15 protein-coding genes are annotated in these 15,345 nt (G+C 42.2%); 9 read left to right on the top strand and 6 right to left on the bottom strand.

The window, feature by feature from the left end; all coding sequences use genetic code 11:
* The first annotated feature begins 123 nt into the window (after nt 1-123).
* On the top strand, nt 124-846 hold the full coding sequence (locus V7K60_RS17685; RefSeq protein WP_334927150.1) for an MGMT family protein: 723 nt from the start codon (nt 124-126) through the stop codon (nt 844-846).
* Between the two features lie 57 nt (nt 847-903).
* Here the strand turns inward: V7K60_RS17685 and V7K60_RS17690 are convergent, their stop codons facing one another.
* From V7K60_RS17690 to V7K60_RS17700, 3 genes are all read right to left on the bottom strand, one after another.
* The gene (locus V7K60_RS17690) at nt 904-1,671 is read right to left on the bottom strand and encodes a hypothetical protein (RefSeq protein WP_334927151.1); all 768 of its coding nucleotides are present in this window, start codon (nt 1,669-1,671) and stop codon (nt 904-906) included.
* A gap of 360 nt (nt 1,672-2,031) precedes the next feature.
* Nucleotides 2,032-2,427: a hypothetical protein gene (locus V7K60_RS17695; RefSeq protein WP_334927152.1), complete on the bottom strand. Its 396-nt coding sequence runs from the start codon at nt 2,425-2,427 to the stop codon at nt 2,032-2,034.
* Nucleotides 2,428-2,579: 152 nt separating this feature from the next.
* A complete protein-coding gene (locus V7K60_RS17700; protein ID WP_334927153.1) occupies nt 2,580-2,804 on the bottom strand; it encodes a hypothetical protein in 225 nt (74 codons plus the stop codon).
* A 423-nt stretch (nt 2,805-3,227) separates the two neighbouring features.
* Between V7K60_RS17700 and V7K60_RS17705 the strand changes: the two genes are divergently transcribed.
* Together V7K60_RS17705 and V7K60_RS17710 are read left to right on the top strand one after the other, a co-directional pair.
* On the top strand, nt 3,228-3,647 hold the full coding sequence (locus V7K60_RS17705; RefSeq protein ID WP_334927191.1) for an Hsp20/alpha crystallin family protein: 420 nt from the start codon (nt 3,228-3,230) through the stop codon (nt 3,645-3,647).
* 1,056 nt (nt 3,648-4,703) lie between these two features.
* Nucleotides 4,704-5,333 carry an FHA domain-containing protein gene (locus tag V7K60_RS17710; RefSeq protein ID WP_334927154.1) on the top strand — a complete coding sequence of 210 codons (630 nt, stop codon included), beginning with the start codon at nt 4,704-4,706 and terminating at the stop codon, nt 5,331-5,333.
* Nucleotides 5,334-5,663: 330 nt separating this feature from the next.
* On the opposite strand, the gene V7K60_RS17715 is transcribed toward V7K60_RS17710, so the two are convergent.
* On the bottom strand, nt 5,664-7,235 hold the full coding sequence (locus V7K60_RS17715; protein ID WP_334927155.1) for a GNAT family N-acetyltransferase: 1,572 nt from the start codon (nt 7,233-7,235) through the stop codon (nt 5,664-5,666).
* Nucleotides 7,236-7,397: 162 nt separating this feature from the next.
* Between V7K60_RS17715 and V7K60_RS17720 the strand changes: the two genes are divergently transcribed.
* Entirely contained in the window at nt 7,398-8,492 is a 1,095-nt protein-coding gene (locus tag V7K60_RS17720) for an anthranilate phosphoribosyltransferase family protein (RefSeq protein WP_334927156.1), read from the top strand.
* Here the strand turns inward: V7K60_RS17720 and V7K60_RS17725 are convergent.
* Entirely contained in the window at nt 8,464-9,888 is a 1,425-nt protein-coding gene (locus V7K60_RS17725; protein WP_334927157.1) for an LCP family protein, read from the bottom strand. The genes V7K60_RS17720 and V7K60_RS17725 overlap by 29 nt on opposite strands.
* Before the next feature lie 287 nt (nt 9,889-10,175).
* Nucleotides 10,176-10,517: a hypothetical protein gene (locus tag V7K60_RS17730; RefSeq protein ID WP_334927158.1), complete on the bottom strand. Its 342-nt coding sequence runs from the start codon at nt 10,515-10,517 to the stop codon at nt 10,176-10,178.
* A gap of 265 nt (nt 10,518-10,782) precedes the next feature.
* Here V7K60_RS17730 and V7K60_RS17735 point away from each other — a divergent pair, with 265 nt between their 5' ends.
* The 5 genes from V7K60_RS17735 to V7K60_RS17755 all read left to right on the top strand — a co-directional run bounded on the left by V7K60_RS17735 (nt 10,783) and on the right by V7K60_RS17755 (nt 15,266).
* The gene (locus tag V7K60_RS17735) at nt 10,783-11,949 is read left to right on the top strand and encodes an AI-2E family transporter (RefSeq protein ID WP_334927159.1); all 1,167 of its coding nucleotides are present in this window, start codon (nt 10,783-10,785) and stop codon (nt 11,947-11,949) included.
* Between the two features lie 452 nt (nt 11,950-12,401).
* Nucleotides 12,402-13,226: an alpha/beta fold hydrolase gene (locus V7K60_RS17740; RefSeq protein WP_334927192.1), complete on the top strand. Its 825-nt coding sequence runs from the start codon at nt 12,402-12,404 to the stop codon at nt 13,224-13,226.
* A gap of 298 nt (nt 13,227-13,524) precedes the next feature.
* On the top strand, nt 13,525-14,013 hold the full coding sequence (locus V7K60_RS17745) for a GNAT family N-acetyltransferase (protein WP_334820672.1): 489 nt from the start codon (nt 13,525-13,527) through the stop codon (nt 14,011-14,013).
* A 33-nt stretch (nt 14,014-14,046) separates the two neighbouring features.
* Complete coding sequence (locus V7K60_RS17750) at nt 14,047-14,724, top strand: ComF family protein (protein WP_334927160.1); 678 nt, start codon at nt 14,047-14,049, stop codon at nt 14,722-14,724.
* Nucleotides 14,725-14,810: 86 nt separating this feature from the next.
* Complete coding sequence (locus tag V7K60_RS17755) at nt 14,811-15,266, top strand: PPC domain-containing protein (RefSeq protein ID WP_334927161.1); 456 nt, start codon at nt 14,811-14,813, stop codon at nt 15,264-15,266.
* Nucleotides 15,267-15,345: the final 79 nt, after the last annotated feature.

Raw genomic sequence — 15,345 nt, forward strand, 5'->3', positions numbered from 1 at the left:
TGATTTTTTTGTACAAGCACTACTGGCTGACTCTAATAATAATTATCTGTCTCGCCCATCACTGCTTCCTAAATATTAGACCTGAATCCTTACCTTTTCAGCAAAATAAAACCAGGTTCGGCGATGGTAGAGCTTAAAACACTAAATTTAAAGGTAAATCATGGTATAGAAGGAGATATTAATGCCGATCCTATAAGTCCCAGGCAAGTTTTAATTGTTAGGTACGAAGATATTTTCGACTTATCAATTCAACCAGGAGAATTGCGAGAAAATATTGTGGTTCAAGGTATAGAAATTGATAATTTTATCCCTGGCTCTCTGCTAACCTTTGAAAGTGGTGCAGCAATTCGGCTAACTTTTCACTGCGAACCATGTAAGCGAATAGCTCACTTGGTAGAATCATTAAAAAGCATCCAAGGTAAAAGAGGAATTTTAGGTGTAGTTATTAAATCAGGTCAAATCAAGGTTGGTAGTAATTTTCAGGTTCAAACTAATAAATTTCCAGCATTATCTGAAATTCCATATAAACGATTCCTAAATTTTATTATCAAAATTCCAAGTGGAAAAGTAGTTACATATAAACAGATAATCAAAGCTATAGGAGTAGATAATAGCTATCTAAGAGCTATTCCTATATACCTGAAAAAAACTTCACCTGTTGATTATCCAGTACATAGAATATTAGACTCTAAAGGTTATTTGATAACTTATGTGAGCCAACAAAAAAATAAGTTGGAAATGGAAAAAGTTCAGGTTTTATCTAAAGCAGATTTATTAAATAATTTAAACAAAAGTTTTGTAGAAATTAAAGATTATTTATGGGAAGATGGTACTATATATTTATAATACATATTAATGTAATTACCAAAATCTTGGTAAGATTATCCTATATTCAGAGTTTTATCAAGACGATCCCTGATTTTTTATTTGTTTAGATGTAGCTTCCATAAAGTCGATAAAAACTTTTATGAGCTTATGAATTCCCTCGCTACCTCCTGCAATTAAACCTCCTGTCAGCAATGCATCTAAACAACGAAAAATAATTACTTGTATGGGATTATCTAAATCAATTACTACAAGCGGCTCAATTGAGCGAATACCTATTGCGCTCATTAAAAGACCAAATAAAAGAGATGTCCATAGAGCAATTGTTCGTGTATCAGATTTATAGGCTGCTCTTTGGCGCTCTTTTTCATTTATATCATCCATTTGTGGCTTGAATATTTTTAATGGTTCTTGTTGGTTTTGTGTAAAGTTTTGGATGATTTGCTGTTCTAAACTCATTCCTTCAGGTGGGAGTCCACTGGTTTGATTAGATTCTAAAGAAGAGAATTGGTTCTGTTGTGCTTCCATAAGTCTTATCTTCTCAGACAGGAGAGCCTTTTTTTGCTCAATACTAATATCTAATTGTTCGATGAATGGCCCACGCCAAGTAGTTATAAAAACTTCTAAAGAACGCTCTAATAGCAAAGAAATGAATAATTGTAATGTGAGCAGTTGGACAATATCATTAACCCCAAATGGTTTTAAAACAAATGGTTTAGATGATAACCAAGTTGATAAAGTTACTACTAGAAAACTAATAATGATTAATACAATAAATAGAGGAGATTCTGGAGAAAGCTTTAGCAACGTATCTATACTCCTGTTTCGCGTCACAATATCTAACACAGCCTGAAGGTGAAAACTACACCTGCTGAGTAACTTAACAACGTTAATTTGATAGAACAGTAAATAATTTATGACCCGTCCCTTTTTTCTAAAAGTGTGATAAGTCACGCCCTTGTGTGAGCAGAAAGCATTCCAGTGCTACTGTGCATGAGATGACGCTATACCAAGTAGCAACCGTAGCACTAACTAAAAACCCCTCCAAGGTTTTGTATTGGAGGGGTCAAAGTAATTTTTGCAAATGAGATGGTGATTAGGGGGAGACAGCAGCTTTTCCTGCTCGGCTACGCATTTTCTTGTCAAAGCAACTAGATGATAGTACAGCATTTCATAAATCCATTACGAACCTCTGCAAGTCTGTACTTAGTAAGAGAAATCATTAGTGGTGTTGTATGATGTCAGCTGCGACTCGACAGCCTTTAGATAACCTTCATTATTCAAAGCTTGTGCTGGTAACTTTTTAGCGTTGACAGCAGCCTTAACCACATTTAGTGCAGTCAGGTTTCCTGTTTGATATTGAGATACCAAAGCGCTACCGCTAGGAATACCCTGTGCTTTTAGATTACCTTGATAAGCTAGAAATGCAGCATCAAAGGGTTTGAAGTAGCTGACCTTATTGGAATGAGTAGATAAATTGTTAGAGTTGATAGCTATAGGTTCGCCACTATTGTTAGTAGCTATCTGAACGCCACCGATTCTAGGCAATAAAGCAATAGAAGTAACAATGAGTGCAGAATCGATCAAGATAGAGAGTTTCATAGGATTATCCTTAGTTATAGTAAAGTGCAATTAGTGTTCTTGAGTAATAGAGTCTTATTTTTTATCTGTTTTAACTTCCTGCACTCAGTTCACCTGAACGGTTGATTTGCTGCTCACCCATTCGGGTGATTTAATTGAGCGCATCCTACGGTTCATTCAAAGTTGCTAAGACCCATCATCTGATAAGCAAGAACAGCAGTATCAAAGGTTTTGAGGCAATTAATATCTGTGGAATGGTTGTGTAAAGTAGTAGATTTGATACCTGTATTGATTGATGTGCCACTCTTGCTATGAGTAGCTATTTGAGTCCTAGCGATTCTAGGTAGGACACTAGAATCAAGAATGTGTGCAAAATTGAGCGGGGGAAAGAGTTTCATTATTGATGCTGTGTTGGTTAATAAATTGGGAGTAAAGTTTAGGACAAACTTGAACAGATATATATTTAACAGAGGTTATCTAAAAATTTATGCAAAGCTGTTACTCAGTTGTAGATATAGCCCAACTGAGGCATCATATTTCTGCGCTATCCCTTCAGCAGCTTATTGGTTTAGTATAAATTAAATCTAATTTGTCTATTCGGGTTTACTGAACATACAAATTACAGTAGACCGTAAAATTTTTTCTATCTAATTTATTACGGTAATCATCAATTAATTGGTGTAATAAACCGAATTTACAGCAGGTTTAACTATATATAATATGAATATGTAAGCACAAAGTTAAGTGCAAAAATTATTAAATAAAGCTAACTAATGCGAGGAAGAGTTATGACACTAGTTCGTTAGAACCGTTGGAGAGAAATTGACACTCTACAACACCAAATCAATAGTTTATTTGAAGATACCAGACTACCATCTGCATTGTTTGACAAAGGCTTAAGCAAAGTTCCTGCTGCTGAAATCCAAGAAACTGAAGATGCGATTCATCTGAAGATAGAACTGCCAGGAATAGAAGCTAAAGACCTAGATGTGCAAGTCACAGAAAATGCTGTTTACATTAGTGGTGAGCGCAAGTCTGAAACGAAAACAGAGGAAAAAGGTGTTACCAGAAGTGAGTTTCATTACGGTAAATTTCAACGCGTAATTCCTCTATCTGCTCGGATTCAAAACACCAAAGTCACGGTAGATTATAAAGATGGCATCTTGAATCTAATACTGCCTAAAACTGAGCAAGAAAAGAACAAAGTTGTCAAGGTAAATTTAGAACAGTCTGTTAACTAATAGTTTGCGATCAGCTACGCTAGGCGGTTACACCATCGCACTACTTTACCTGCAATGATTGATTGAAATAGTTAAGAGCTTGGTCATGCGAGTGACTAAGCTTTTTTCTAAACACTTTAGTGTTTAGAAAAAGTACTATAGTGGTTCCCATTCAGATGCGGTACAACATTATATTGCAGGGTGTAGGGGCACGGCAGTGCCCCTACGTGTCAATTTAAGCCAAGGCTCATTCCATTCGCGGCTACACAGGCTCTCGTCCGCCGCCGCAAACTAACGAAAAATCAAAGTTTTGAAACCCACGGAGGTGGGTTTTGTTTGTATAGACGTGGTTTCTAACCGCCCATTTCGCGTTAATTTGACACCAATGGGCAGTGCTGTACCCCTACAGGTGTACCTCATGTAAACGAGAAGCACTATATGCCTGACTCAATTATGAAGAAGTGCTTCGGGAGAATTTACTGAGCAATTGCGTCAAATTTACACAGGCAAAATTACTAATTGGTAGCAAATTAGTCCCAAACTTCCAAATCTACCTGTAAAACCTTTTGCCCCAACTGAACCGGAAGCAATCAGTAAATTTCAAGAAATAGTCCTGAAAAATGCCCCTCAAAACGAAGCTTTATTTGCAGCGAAAGTTACTAAACTTGATACGACAAAAACCCAAAACCTAATATGCAGTGAGACTTTAGAGGGGCGAACCACTGGTATTATCAGTTTTAGGATTATCAGTAAAACTTCGACTCAGTGTACTGGCTATCCTCTAGCGATCGCAGATGCTAAAAAGTCTGCTATTCAACCTCTGTTTCAAAAAGCGTGATCGGCGCTCAATTAATCCCTCAGATGACTTGTGTCAACATGATGATTATTATGTTGATGTCACAACTTTCCAAAGCTACCCTCTGGGATACCCTATTTTTGTAGTGTACCCTAAAGACAGCAACCGCCTGCCTGGTGGTTCTACATTTGCCCAGATGCTAACTACTCGTCAGGGTCAGTGTTTACTTAATAAAGTAGGTCTTGTAGCTTTACAACCTATGCCTGATGATATAAAATATTATGCCTGCAAATCGGTGCCCTAATTCCAGTTGCGAATATTTTAACCGCATCCTGCCTAACAATGCTAAGGTTTGTCCCTGGTGTTCCGCTCCTGTGGGTAATGTAGTTGCCCCTACACCACAACCGCCTAGTCAACCACCGCCCAATCAACAACCGCCTGTTCAGTATCAGCGCCCAGCCACAGACCAACCTAACTACCAACCTCCCCAACAAGCTCCCGTTGATTATTCAACAGTCTATCAGCCAAGAGTTTCCTATCAACCAACACCGCCTGTTTATACCCCTCCCACTCAAAGAGCGCCAGCCTTAAAGCTGATTCATAGCACTGGCAGAGAATTTCACCTCGTTGGGGAAGGAGGTTATATTGGTCGCCGCAGTCAGAGTCCAGGAATAGCACCGCCAGAAATTGACTTGACTGGTATTCCCAATGAGGGAATAGTCTCTCGTCGTCATGCGCGAGTCGATTGGGACTGGTCGCAAAATTCCTACATGATTGTTGATATGAGTACAAATGGGATTTATTTAAACAACAATTTTCTGACTCCTGGTATGCAGTATCGCCTACTTAACGCTGATTCACTGCGATTTGGTCAGGATAATCTAGTCAATTTCACTGTATATATTGTGTAGTAACAAGTTGATTTGGTAATCAGCATTCTCTGTTTTGCAACTACATGAAGTATACCCCTCTCCAATCCTCACGCTACTTGCTTTCATAGCGGGAAGGCTAAAAGCGAACAAGTTGGGCATTGCCCCGGCCAACGCAGTGGTTCTAAAGGGCTGCGGTTTACACACAAGTCGAAAAAAGCTTGATTTTCCATTAGACTTCTTGCATAAATCCAAAATAAGAACCCCACCCCCAAGCCCTCCCGGAAAGCGGGGTGGGGTGTTAGGGACTTTTGCAAGAGGTCGATTGTTCTCTCGTTTATCTCGTTCCCATGCAGAGCATGGGAATGGCTTCTATTGTTTCGCACGACTGACCTTAATTTTAATACCGTCCTCTTCTTGCAGTGCTTGGCGTAGATGATCGCGAACCTCTGTCAAATCTGGTTTTAGTCTGATCGCGTGCTGATAGTATTTGATTGCAGCTTTGATATCTCCTGATTGGTGGTGAACCTTGCCCAAATCGTAATTGAGTGCAGCATAGTGATCTCGATCCGCTGCGGATAGTTTGTCTTGTGCATAGAGGACAGTTGCGATTCCTACCTCGGCTTCAAGGTAATTGGGTCGCAGGGTTTGGGCGCTTTGGTAATATGCGATCGCCTCGTCCAAGTTTCCTTGTTCTTGTAGAGTAAATCCTAGATGATAGTGAACTTCTGGTTGGTTTGGATTTAGGACGAGAGATTGCCGATAGTATTCCGTTGCAGTTTCTAAATCATCTACCTGTTTGCAGTGGTTGCCTAATTTATAATTGAGGGCAGCATAATGCGCTTGTTTTTCTGAGGGCAGCTTTCCCTGAGCATAAAAAGCATTCGCTAAACTCACTTCGGCTTCAAGGTAGTTGGGTTGCAGGGCTTGGGCCCTTTGGTAATGTGCGATCGCCTCGTCCAAGTTTCCTAGTTTTTGGAATGCGATGCCAAGGTGATAGTGAGCTTCTGCTAGAGTAGGCTGCATTGTGATGGATTGGCGATAGTATTCGATCGCAACCTTTAAATCACCTACCTGTTTTCGTTTGCTACCCAATTCATAGTTGAGAGTGGCGTAATGCAGCTGCTTTTCTGGGGATAATGTTCCCTGAGCATATCGGGCATTTGCCAAAATTACTTCTGCTTCGATGGAGTTGGGCTGGAGTTCTTGGGATTTTTGGTAATGTGCGATCGCAGCCTCCGATTGATTCTGTTGTTGCAACGTATAGCCAAGATTATGATGGATTGCTGATGAAAGCATTGAGGATTCGGAGGGGAGTGCTAAAGCTTGCTGATAGGCTGTTTCTGCTTCTGGTAATTGATTTTGAGCTTGGTGCAAGTTGCCTAAACTAAACCAGGCTTTCACATCTTCAGGTTGCAGCTCAAGGACATATCTGAACAACTCTTCAGCAATTGAGTACTTTTCTTTGTGGTGCATCAAGACTCCTAACCGATAGAGTGTGGCTGGGTGTTGAGGTTGCACGTTCAGAATTTGACGATAGCCTTGCTCTGCTCGATCGAGTTGGTTGGTTTGTTGGTAATGGGCAAAACGGTGGAGCGCTTCCGGAATTGTTCTTAAATTTAGCGCTTGATTTTGGTGCGATCGCTTGGGCTGGATCAGCATGGTTTTGATCTGACGGGCTTTGGCGCCAAACGAAAACTTGTATGCCTCATTGCCCATCAAAAAATCATAGACTTTAAATTTATTGTCGATTGCATGTTGAATCCCATAGGCATGAAGAACCAGACCAGAAGAAAGCTCTCTCACGGTATCGTCACGACCTGCGATGAAGAAGAGAGCCGTTTTCCGATCAAAATCCATTAAGTTTGCGATCGCGCCTAGCGGTTGTTTCCCTTGCCACAGCACCGGTAAGTATAAGCTTTGGTGTTCAAAGCAATGACGCAAAACAAACCCAATTTTCTCTGCAATTTTTTGGCAGTAGTCTGCGCTTTTTCTCCCTTCCCAATTGGTTTGCCAAAATCCAATATTCGGTCATGAGTCATTTTCGGTTATCACGAAAGAGAAAGGACAATGGACAAATGACGGTGGACAGAGGATAAAGGAAAAATGAGCAATGTATTTCGGGAATTTCTGCAAAAAGTAGGCAGCGGAAACCACACAGCCGAGAATTTAACTCGTATTGAAGCAGCCACTGCTACTAAAATGATGCTGCTGGGTGAAGCGACACCAGCCCAAATTGGAGCCTTTTTGATTGCTCACCGAATTAAGCGTCCTACGGGAGAAGAGTTAGCTGGAATGTTGGATGCTTATGAAGAACTGGGGCCAAAACTGCAACCCATAGCCTCTGGGCGACCAGCGATCGCTCTTGGCATCCCTTATGATGGTAGGACACGCACAGCACCAATTAGTCCGGTAACAGCTTTATTACTCGCCACAGTGGGACAACCAGTGGTAATGCATGGTGGCGATCGCCTACCAACGAAGTACGGCTTACCTGTGATAGATATTTGGCAGGGTTTAGGAGTCGATTGGACTACCCTACCCCTAGCACAAACTCAACAAGTGTTTGAGCAAACGGGAATCGGCTTTATTTATTTACCTCAGCATTTTCCCTTAACTACAAGTATTTGGGACTACCGCGACCAACTTGGCAAACGTCCGCCGTTGGCGACAATGGAGCTAATTTGGTGTCCTTATGCTGGGGATGCTCACGTAATTGCTGGGTTTGTCCATCCGCCGACAGAAGGAATGTTTCAGATAGCTCTCGGACTGCGGGGAGTAACAAAATTTACATTAGTCAAAGGATTGGAAGGTAGTTGCGACTTACCGCGCGATCGCACTGCAATCATCAGCTTATCTTCATCCGTAGCATCCCAAGAGGTAGAACGATTGCACCTCGTACCGCGTGATTATGGCTTTACTACCAAGAACGTACCCCTTGGAACTACTGAAGAACTGGTGGCGGATATTCAAGAGGTTTTGGCAGGTAAACCAGGTGAATTGATGCAAACAGCCTTGTGGAATGGCGGATTTTATCTCTGGCGGAGTGGTATTTGTTCAGATATGGCAGAGGGTTTAGTTAAAGCAGAAGAATTATTAACCAATGGTGTAGTAGCAGCTAAACTCCAAGAACTAAGCCAGGTAGTAAATTCAGTATCAGCAGATATATCCTTTAGGGTGTCAATGACTTCTCTAAAATAGATTTTTGTTGCAACCAATCTTTACCTACTTGGATACTAATATCTGAGCCAAGGTTGCCAGTGCTTTCCACGCGCACTTCTCCAAATCCCAAAGTGTTGCGAATTGATTCAGCACTGTCACCATCTCCTTGTTGGGCGACAATATGAGTTACCTCTAGAGGTTCACCCCATGCCTTGGCCACATAGATGTTGCGATATCCAGATTTTTCCAAGGCTCTAATTAACGGTTGGAGGTTAGAGCGATTGCTATCTGTACTATCTTGAATTGCTACACGCAAAGAGCGGGGGTCGGTCGCAGTCGCTAGCTGTTCCTGTTCTGACTCCAAACCAAAGTGTTGAGCCATCAGTTTCGCAATACCATCTTTGTTAGGCAACCAATAGCTAGCATCAAACTCGCCTTTTTCGCTAAAGCGACCTGGCAGCATTAACATTTGCATATTAGAGCGATTTGTCCGCACCCCAAAACCCATTAGCGCCACTAACTCTTCAACTGTCAAGTTGGTATCAATGTGTTCTTTGACGACATCAAGAACTTTGGGTAATTGAGCAACAGTAGCTGGGTTGAGTGTTTGCTCCATCAAAGCGCGGATGACCATTTGCTGGCGCTGAATCCGACCAATATCACCGAGTTCGTCATGGCGAAAACGCAGCAATTGTAGTACCTGATCGCCATTGAGATGCTGCTTACCCGCCTTCAAATTGATGTACAAATGCTGAGAATCATCTTGGTATTTCATATCTTTAGGGACGTAGACAGTCACGCCACCTAAAGCATCAATCAGCTTGGCAACTCCCAAAACATTAATTCGCACATAGCGATCAATTCCTGCCCCTCCTAAGAGATTACTGACAGTTCTGGCAGTCAAAGCTGGCCCACCTTCAACGTTGGCGGAGTTAATTTTTTTTACTCCATAACCCTCTATTTCCGTGCGGGTATCTCTAGGAATGGAGAGCATATTTATTTTTTTCGTCTCTGGATCGAATTTGACCAAGAGCATCACATCAGAAAGACCATCAAAGGAGTTGACTTGGGGGAGGTATTTGAGATTTTTAGTATCTTCAGGAGGGTTTTGGATATCTGGGGGAAGTACGCTCATTCCCATCACCAAAAGATTTACCGGACGAGTTAATTCTGAAAATCGCAGCACACCTCCAGAAATGCGATCGCTATCAAAGGCCGCCTCATCCTTTGGAGTTAGCTGCGCTTGTTGCAAAGGCGTACTGGTCAAAGACACTGCTAAAAGCGCCCCCGCAGTTGCTGATACCATCGCAATACCACTCATACCTACCCAAAACCACAGCCAACGTCCTGATGTCGAGTTTTGGGAAATTTTTTTATTGGACTTTGAGGCTTTTCCCGACTGGTTTTCTTCCGCCGAACTTCTTTGAATCGTCACAGACTTCCTCACACTTACTCAACTAATCAAATTCAGTAATTTTGCAGACTAAAAACACCTAAACAAATCAACCCATAATAGCTAACTCTTAATTATCGGTGCTAACTTTTTTAATGTAGTGTCAACCACAACACTTATAGCAGCATTTATTCTCTTTTTGGGACAACCTGGAGATGTTTTACTGAAGTATGGCAATAATAAACTGGATTTGACTAGATATATAAATAAATAAGCCAGAAATTTTCCAAAAATCAGTAAAAACACCGATAAATTATCACCATAAAAAATTAAGATAAATACTTGCCAAGCACTCGTTCAGCTAAACTACTAAACCCTGGTAAACGACCAGATTTGCCTTGCATTAAGCGCCAAATCAACCAAACACTTACTAAAAAGTAACCTGATGTGAGAAAGCTATTGAGGATAAATAGACGTAGCGGAAAAAAATCTGAAGTTGCTGCTCCGGTAGCTAATAATAGATAACTCAACAACCAAATAAGTGCCAAAGTAATAGACAGACGACTAATAGCAAGTTGTTCCCGACTACCCTGGCCCCGATAGAGCGTCCACAAGGATGGAAAAAAGCCGACGATCGGAATTAAATGTAAAAGCAACTGTGTTTTGGGCATTGGGGATGGTGGGGTCCCCTCTGGGGATAAGGGGTAAGGGGCATTATTATTCTCCCCCTGCTCCCCCTGCTCCCCCGCTCCCCTGCTCTCCTGCTCCCCTGCTTCCCTACTCCCCATTCCCCACTCCCCATTCTCTTTTAGTTCAAAATTCTTCATTGGGGTTAGTCTAACTCCTAAACTAGAAGGATGAATAAGACTCATATAGTTAGAGATAATAAGCTGTAAAGAAAAATTTCATTTAGTCCTATTCCGCAATCAGCTCAAAATGCAGACACGTAAGCTACTCGACTGGTGGCAAAGATTCACACCAATAGCGCGAATCGGGGCGATCGCGTTATTCCTTCCGCTGCTAGTTCTCAATGGTTGGGCAATTTCGGTATTTTTCAATTATTTCCATTCTCTCATAGTCATTTTAGTCGGAGCCTCAGTGCTAGCATTTCTACTCAACTACCCCGTGAGTTGGATGGAGCATCATGGTGCCAAGCGAGAGCAAGTTGCTATCCTAGTATTTCTCTTGGCTTTATCGATTTTATTGGCGTTGGGTGTGACACTTTTTCCCCTGGCTCTTACCCAAGCTCAACAACTGGTGGCGCGTTTGCCAGAGTTAATCGACTCTGGACGCTCTCAGTTAATGATATTAAACGGAAAAGCTGAGACTTTTGGCTTACCGATTAACCTCGATGCTCTAGTGGTGCAAATCAATGATCGCGTCAAAGGACAATTACAAGCGATCGCTGGACAAGTTTTAAATCTGGCTGTACTTACAGTTACTAGTCTGCTAGATATTCTCTTGACGATGGTTTTGACTTTTTATCTTTTACAGCACGGGGGTGAACTCTGGGAAAGTTTAGTCGAATGGCTACCTAATAAATTTCGCGAGCCTTTCTCTAAAACAGTCCGCTTAAGCTTCCAAAATTTCTTCATCACCCAGTTGATTTTATCTACCTGTATGGCTTCAGCCCTTATTCCTACCTTTTTGTGGCTGAAAGTACCATTTGGATTGCTATTCGGACTAACTATTGGTCTGATGGCTCTCGTCCCCTTTGGCGGTTCTGTAGGCATCGCCCTGACTACACTATTGGTAGCGTTGCAAGATTTTTCAATGGGTGTGAGAGTGTTGATCGCAGCAGTAATTGTACAGCAAATTCTCGAAAATTTAATTGCTCCCAGAATTTTAGGCAGTTTTACTGGTTTAAATCCAGTTTGGATTTTAATTTCAGTCTTAACAGGGGCAAGAATTGGCGGACTGTTGGGTGTAATTGTAGCAGTACCTACAGCTGTTGTGATTAAGACTGCTTTAAGTGCCTTGCGTCCTGGTACCGGGATAAACGACAGCGCCACTGGGGAGATAACTGCATCCGTTCCAGCAAATGAGTCCTCGAAAGCTGATGCCAACAACACTTTGAGCATTTCTGAAGCAACATTGCCCTAATACAATAAGGCAGAAGCAGGAAGTGTATCATCAGTTATTTATCAGGAACGGTAAGGGGCAAGGAAAAGGGTAAAAAGCTATTGCTCCTATGGTGGAGGACTATTATCAACCTTTTACCCTTTACCCCTCTTATTTATTTATTAAATTATATTGCGAGCGATTGTTTAATATAAAAATTTTCCAAATAGCTTGAAAAGTCAGTCCTTGCCACAAGACATGAATGCTAATTGGTGTTTTGATTCAAGGGTTTCTGACTCTTGAATTAACTCCAATAACTTGAGTGTTTTGAATTAAGTGCAAACTGAAAAATGAAGCATAAACATCATCACTAATCCAATCACAGAAGCTTTTAATCATAGAAGCAACAACTGCCTATTATAATTTTCAACAAACTCAACATGGGCGATCGCTTTCAAGCAGTTGTCTTTGCTCTCGATATACAAAGGAGTCACATGAGTACAATCACTACCAAAGACGGTACGCAGATATACTACAAGGACTGGGGAACAGGGCCCACAGTTATTCTCTCACACGGCTGGCCGCTTAATGCTGATAGCTGGGAAATCCAAGCGCTGTTCCTGGCATCGCAGGGCTATCGCGTCATCACCCACGATCGCCGTGGGCATGGCAGATCGAGCCAGCCCTGGAATGGTAACGAGATGGACACCTATGCCGACGACCTCGGTACGCTGATCGAAACGCTCGACTTGAATAGTATTACTCTAATCGGCTTCTCCACGGGTGGTGGTGAAGTCGCCCGCTATATCGGTCGCCACGGTACAGCACGGGTAGCCAAAGCAGGACTGATTTCCTCAGTCCCGCCGCTGATGCTGAAAACGGAGTCCAATCCCGGCGGACTACCGATCGAGGTTTTCGACAACCTCCGTGCTGGTTCCATCGCTGATCGCTCGCAGCTATATAAGGATCTTGCTAGCGGCCCGTTCTTTGGCTTCAACCGCCCAGGTGCAAAAGTCTCGCAAGGTCTAATCGACTCTTTCTGGTTGCAGGGGATGCAATCAGGACACAAAAGCGCACTCGACTGTATCAAAGCGTTCTCTGAGACGGATTTCACCGAGGATCTCAAACGGTTCGATGTGCCGACCCTGATTATCCACGGTGATGATGACCAGATCGTGCCCATCAAGGCTGCGGGGCTGGCTTCAGCTAAGATCGTCAAGAATGCCCGTTTAGAAGTCTACGAGGGCGCACCGCACGGTCTCACTAATACTCATGCAGACAGGCTCAACACAGACCTGCTGTCGTTCCTCAAAGGGTGACACTGAGCCACTGATTTAAAACATCAATAAGATATATTATATCTTGCAAAAATCCCTAACACCCACCCCTTAATCCCTTTCCCGCTTTTCGGGAGGGGAGACATAGCGTAGCTTGCTGGGGTGGAGTTCTTATTTTTGATTTATGCAAGAGGTCTATTGATGACTTTTCTTAGCACTGACATAATTCACACCTTGAGAGTACAGCCTGAAATGAACTCTGCAAGAATTGCTATTTGCTGAGTAAATTGGGATATAGATGCAGAAAATTTTTCTGTGTAAACTTGACCAGCAAATGGTAATGAAAAACTATTATCAAGATTTTTTAATTCGTGATTGGGTGAAAAGCGATCGCACAAGAGCCGCTGAAGTGATCAGTTATGTGTTATCAGAATACGGTCTGGGTTGGGAACCAAAGGGTGCTGACCGAGATGTGCTGCGCGTAGAGGAATGTTATTTAGCTACTGGGGGAGAGTTTTGGGTAATTGAACACCAAAGTCAGTTAGTAGGTACTGGAGCATACTACCCCATACACCGAGGCGAAAAAGCTGTAGAAATCCGCAAAATGTATCTTTTACCCAGCATCAGGGGTTTAGGATTAGGGAAATATTTGTTACAACAGCTAGAAGCAGCGATCGCAAAGCGTGGTTTTCAGCAAATTTGGATTGAAACCGCCAGCGTTTTGGTGGAAGCAGTCAAGCTGTATGAAAGCAATGGCTACACTCCAGCAACAGGAGTAGAAACAACAAGGTGCGATCGCGTGTATGTTAAGTCATTGGTCAAAGACTAATGACTAATGACTAATGACAAAGGACAATTCTAAATGCACCCTTGGATTAAAAATCTCACAGGCTTACTCAATCTTTTTCTCCAATCCCATTGCCCTCTATGTCAACGCGCAACTTCCCAAGAATTCTGTCAGAACTGCACCAGACAACTGCAAAAATGTCAACGTAAAGACCCGATTTCTCTATGGCAAGAGCCTATACCTGTGTTTGGCTGGGGGGAATATGGTGGCCCGGTAAAACGAGCAATCGCAGCGATGAAATACGAAAATCAACCCCAAATAGCTCGTCCTTTGGGTCAATGGTTAGGAGAAGCATGGTTGTTAAATTCACCGAGGCAAGATAGCCAGCCTGTAGTAGTTCCTATCCCACTCCACGCTAGCAAACAAAAACAACGTAAATACAATCAAGCCGCACTGATAGCACAAAGTTTCTGCGAAATAACTGGATTAAAATTGAAACTAAACGGTTTAGCAAGAGTGCGAGAAACTGAAGCGCAGTTTGGTTTGTCGGTATCTAAACGAGAAAAAAACTTGGACAAAGCTTTTGCTATTGGGCAAGAATTTCGCCATCGTCCTCCAAATGTCCCAGTGCTGTTAGTGGACGACATTTATACTACTGGTGCTACTGCCAGGGCTGCTGTGCAAACACTTCGTCAGTATGGAATTGTGGTCTTAGGATTAGTTGCTGTAGCTACTGCCGTCAAAGACGGATAAATTAAGAAATAATGGGCAAGCTTTGACAGATAAATGCATAAATTGACTGAATTACCCTATTTTTGGAGAAAAATTGCTTGAAATGTATGAATAAAGTTTTTGCAGCAGGTTTAAAACAACTCATCATCATTCCTGCCACATTGCTGGCAATAGGCATTAGTACCAGTCCAGCTTTTGCTCAAAATAAATTATATAGTCCAATTCCTTTATCTAACAGTACTGAACTTTCTGATAGCCTGTCTGACAAAGACATTCCCACAGGTCAAGGTGGGTTTGCCCGTGATTACACAGTGAAGTTGCAGAAGGGTGATAATTTAGCAGTTGACCTGTCATCGGAAAACTTTGACAGTATCATCACACTGCTGGCACCTGATGGTTCGACTTTAGCAGAAAATGATGATGGCCCTGATGGTAGTAGCAATTCCTTACTCTTTACTCGCATCGTGGAGACAGGAAGTTATGTGATTCGTGTCCGGTCTTTTGGAGAAACTGGGGTTGGGGCTTTTAAACTCAAGGTGACAAAGTTGCAACCGATTAAATGAAGTGGGCATAGGGCATTGCACATTGGGCATTGGGCTATTAGTTATTAATTCTTTTCTCCCCCTGCTCCCTCTGCTTCCC

It is taken from the genome of Nostoc sp. (assembly GCF_036917555.1).
Classification (GTDB): Bacteria; Cyanobacteriota; Cyanobacteriia; order Cyanobacteriales; family Nostocaceae; genus Nostoc.

Excerpts from the sequence above, each read along its gene's own strand:
- V7K60_RS17685 (WP_334927150.1), top strand. The coding sequence starts at position 124 with ATGGTAGAGCTTAAAACACTAAATTTAAAGGTAAATCATGGTATAGAA.
- V7K60_RS17695 (WP_334927152.1), bottom strand. The coding sequence starts at position 2,427 with ATGAAACTCTCTATCTTGATCGATTCTGCACTCATTGTTACTTCTATT.
- V7K60_RS17700 (WP_334927153.1), bottom strand. The coding sequence starts at position 2,804 with ATGAAACTCTTTCCCCCGCTCAATTTTGCACACATTCTTGATTCTAGT.
- V7K60_RS17710 (WP_334927154.1), top strand. The coding sequence starts at position 4,704 with ATGCCTGCAAATCGGTGCCCTAATTCCAGTTGCGAATATTTTAACCGC.
- V7K60_RS17720 (WP_334927156.1), top strand. The coding sequence starts at position 7,398 with ATGAGCAATGTATTTCGGGAATTTCTGCAAAAAGTAGGCAGCGGAAAC.
- V7K60_RS17730 (WP_334927158.1), bottom strand. The coding sequence starts at position 10,517 with ATGCCCAAAACACAGTTGCTTTTACATTTAATTCCGATCGTCGGCTTT.
- V7K60_RS17735 (WP_334927159.1), top strand. The coding sequence starts at position 10,783 with ATGCAGACACGTAAGCTACTCGACTGGTGGCAAAGATTCACACCAATA.
- V7K60_RS17740 (WP_334927192.1), top strand. The coding sequence starts at position 12,402 with ATGAGTACAATCACTACCAAAGACGGTACGCAGATATACTACAAGGAC.
- V7K60_RS17745 (WP_334820672.1), top strand. The coding sequence starts at position 13,525 with ATGAAAAACTATTATCAAGATTTTTTAATTCGTGATTGGGTGAAAAGC.
- V7K60_RS17750 (WP_334927160.1), top strand. The coding sequence starts at position 14,047 with ATGCACCCTTGGATTAAAAATCTCACAGGCTTACTCAATCTTTTTCTC.
- V7K60_RS17755 (WP_334927161.1), top strand. The coding sequence starts at position 14,811 with ATGAATAAAGTTTTTGCAGCAGGTTTAAAACAACTCATCATCATTCCT.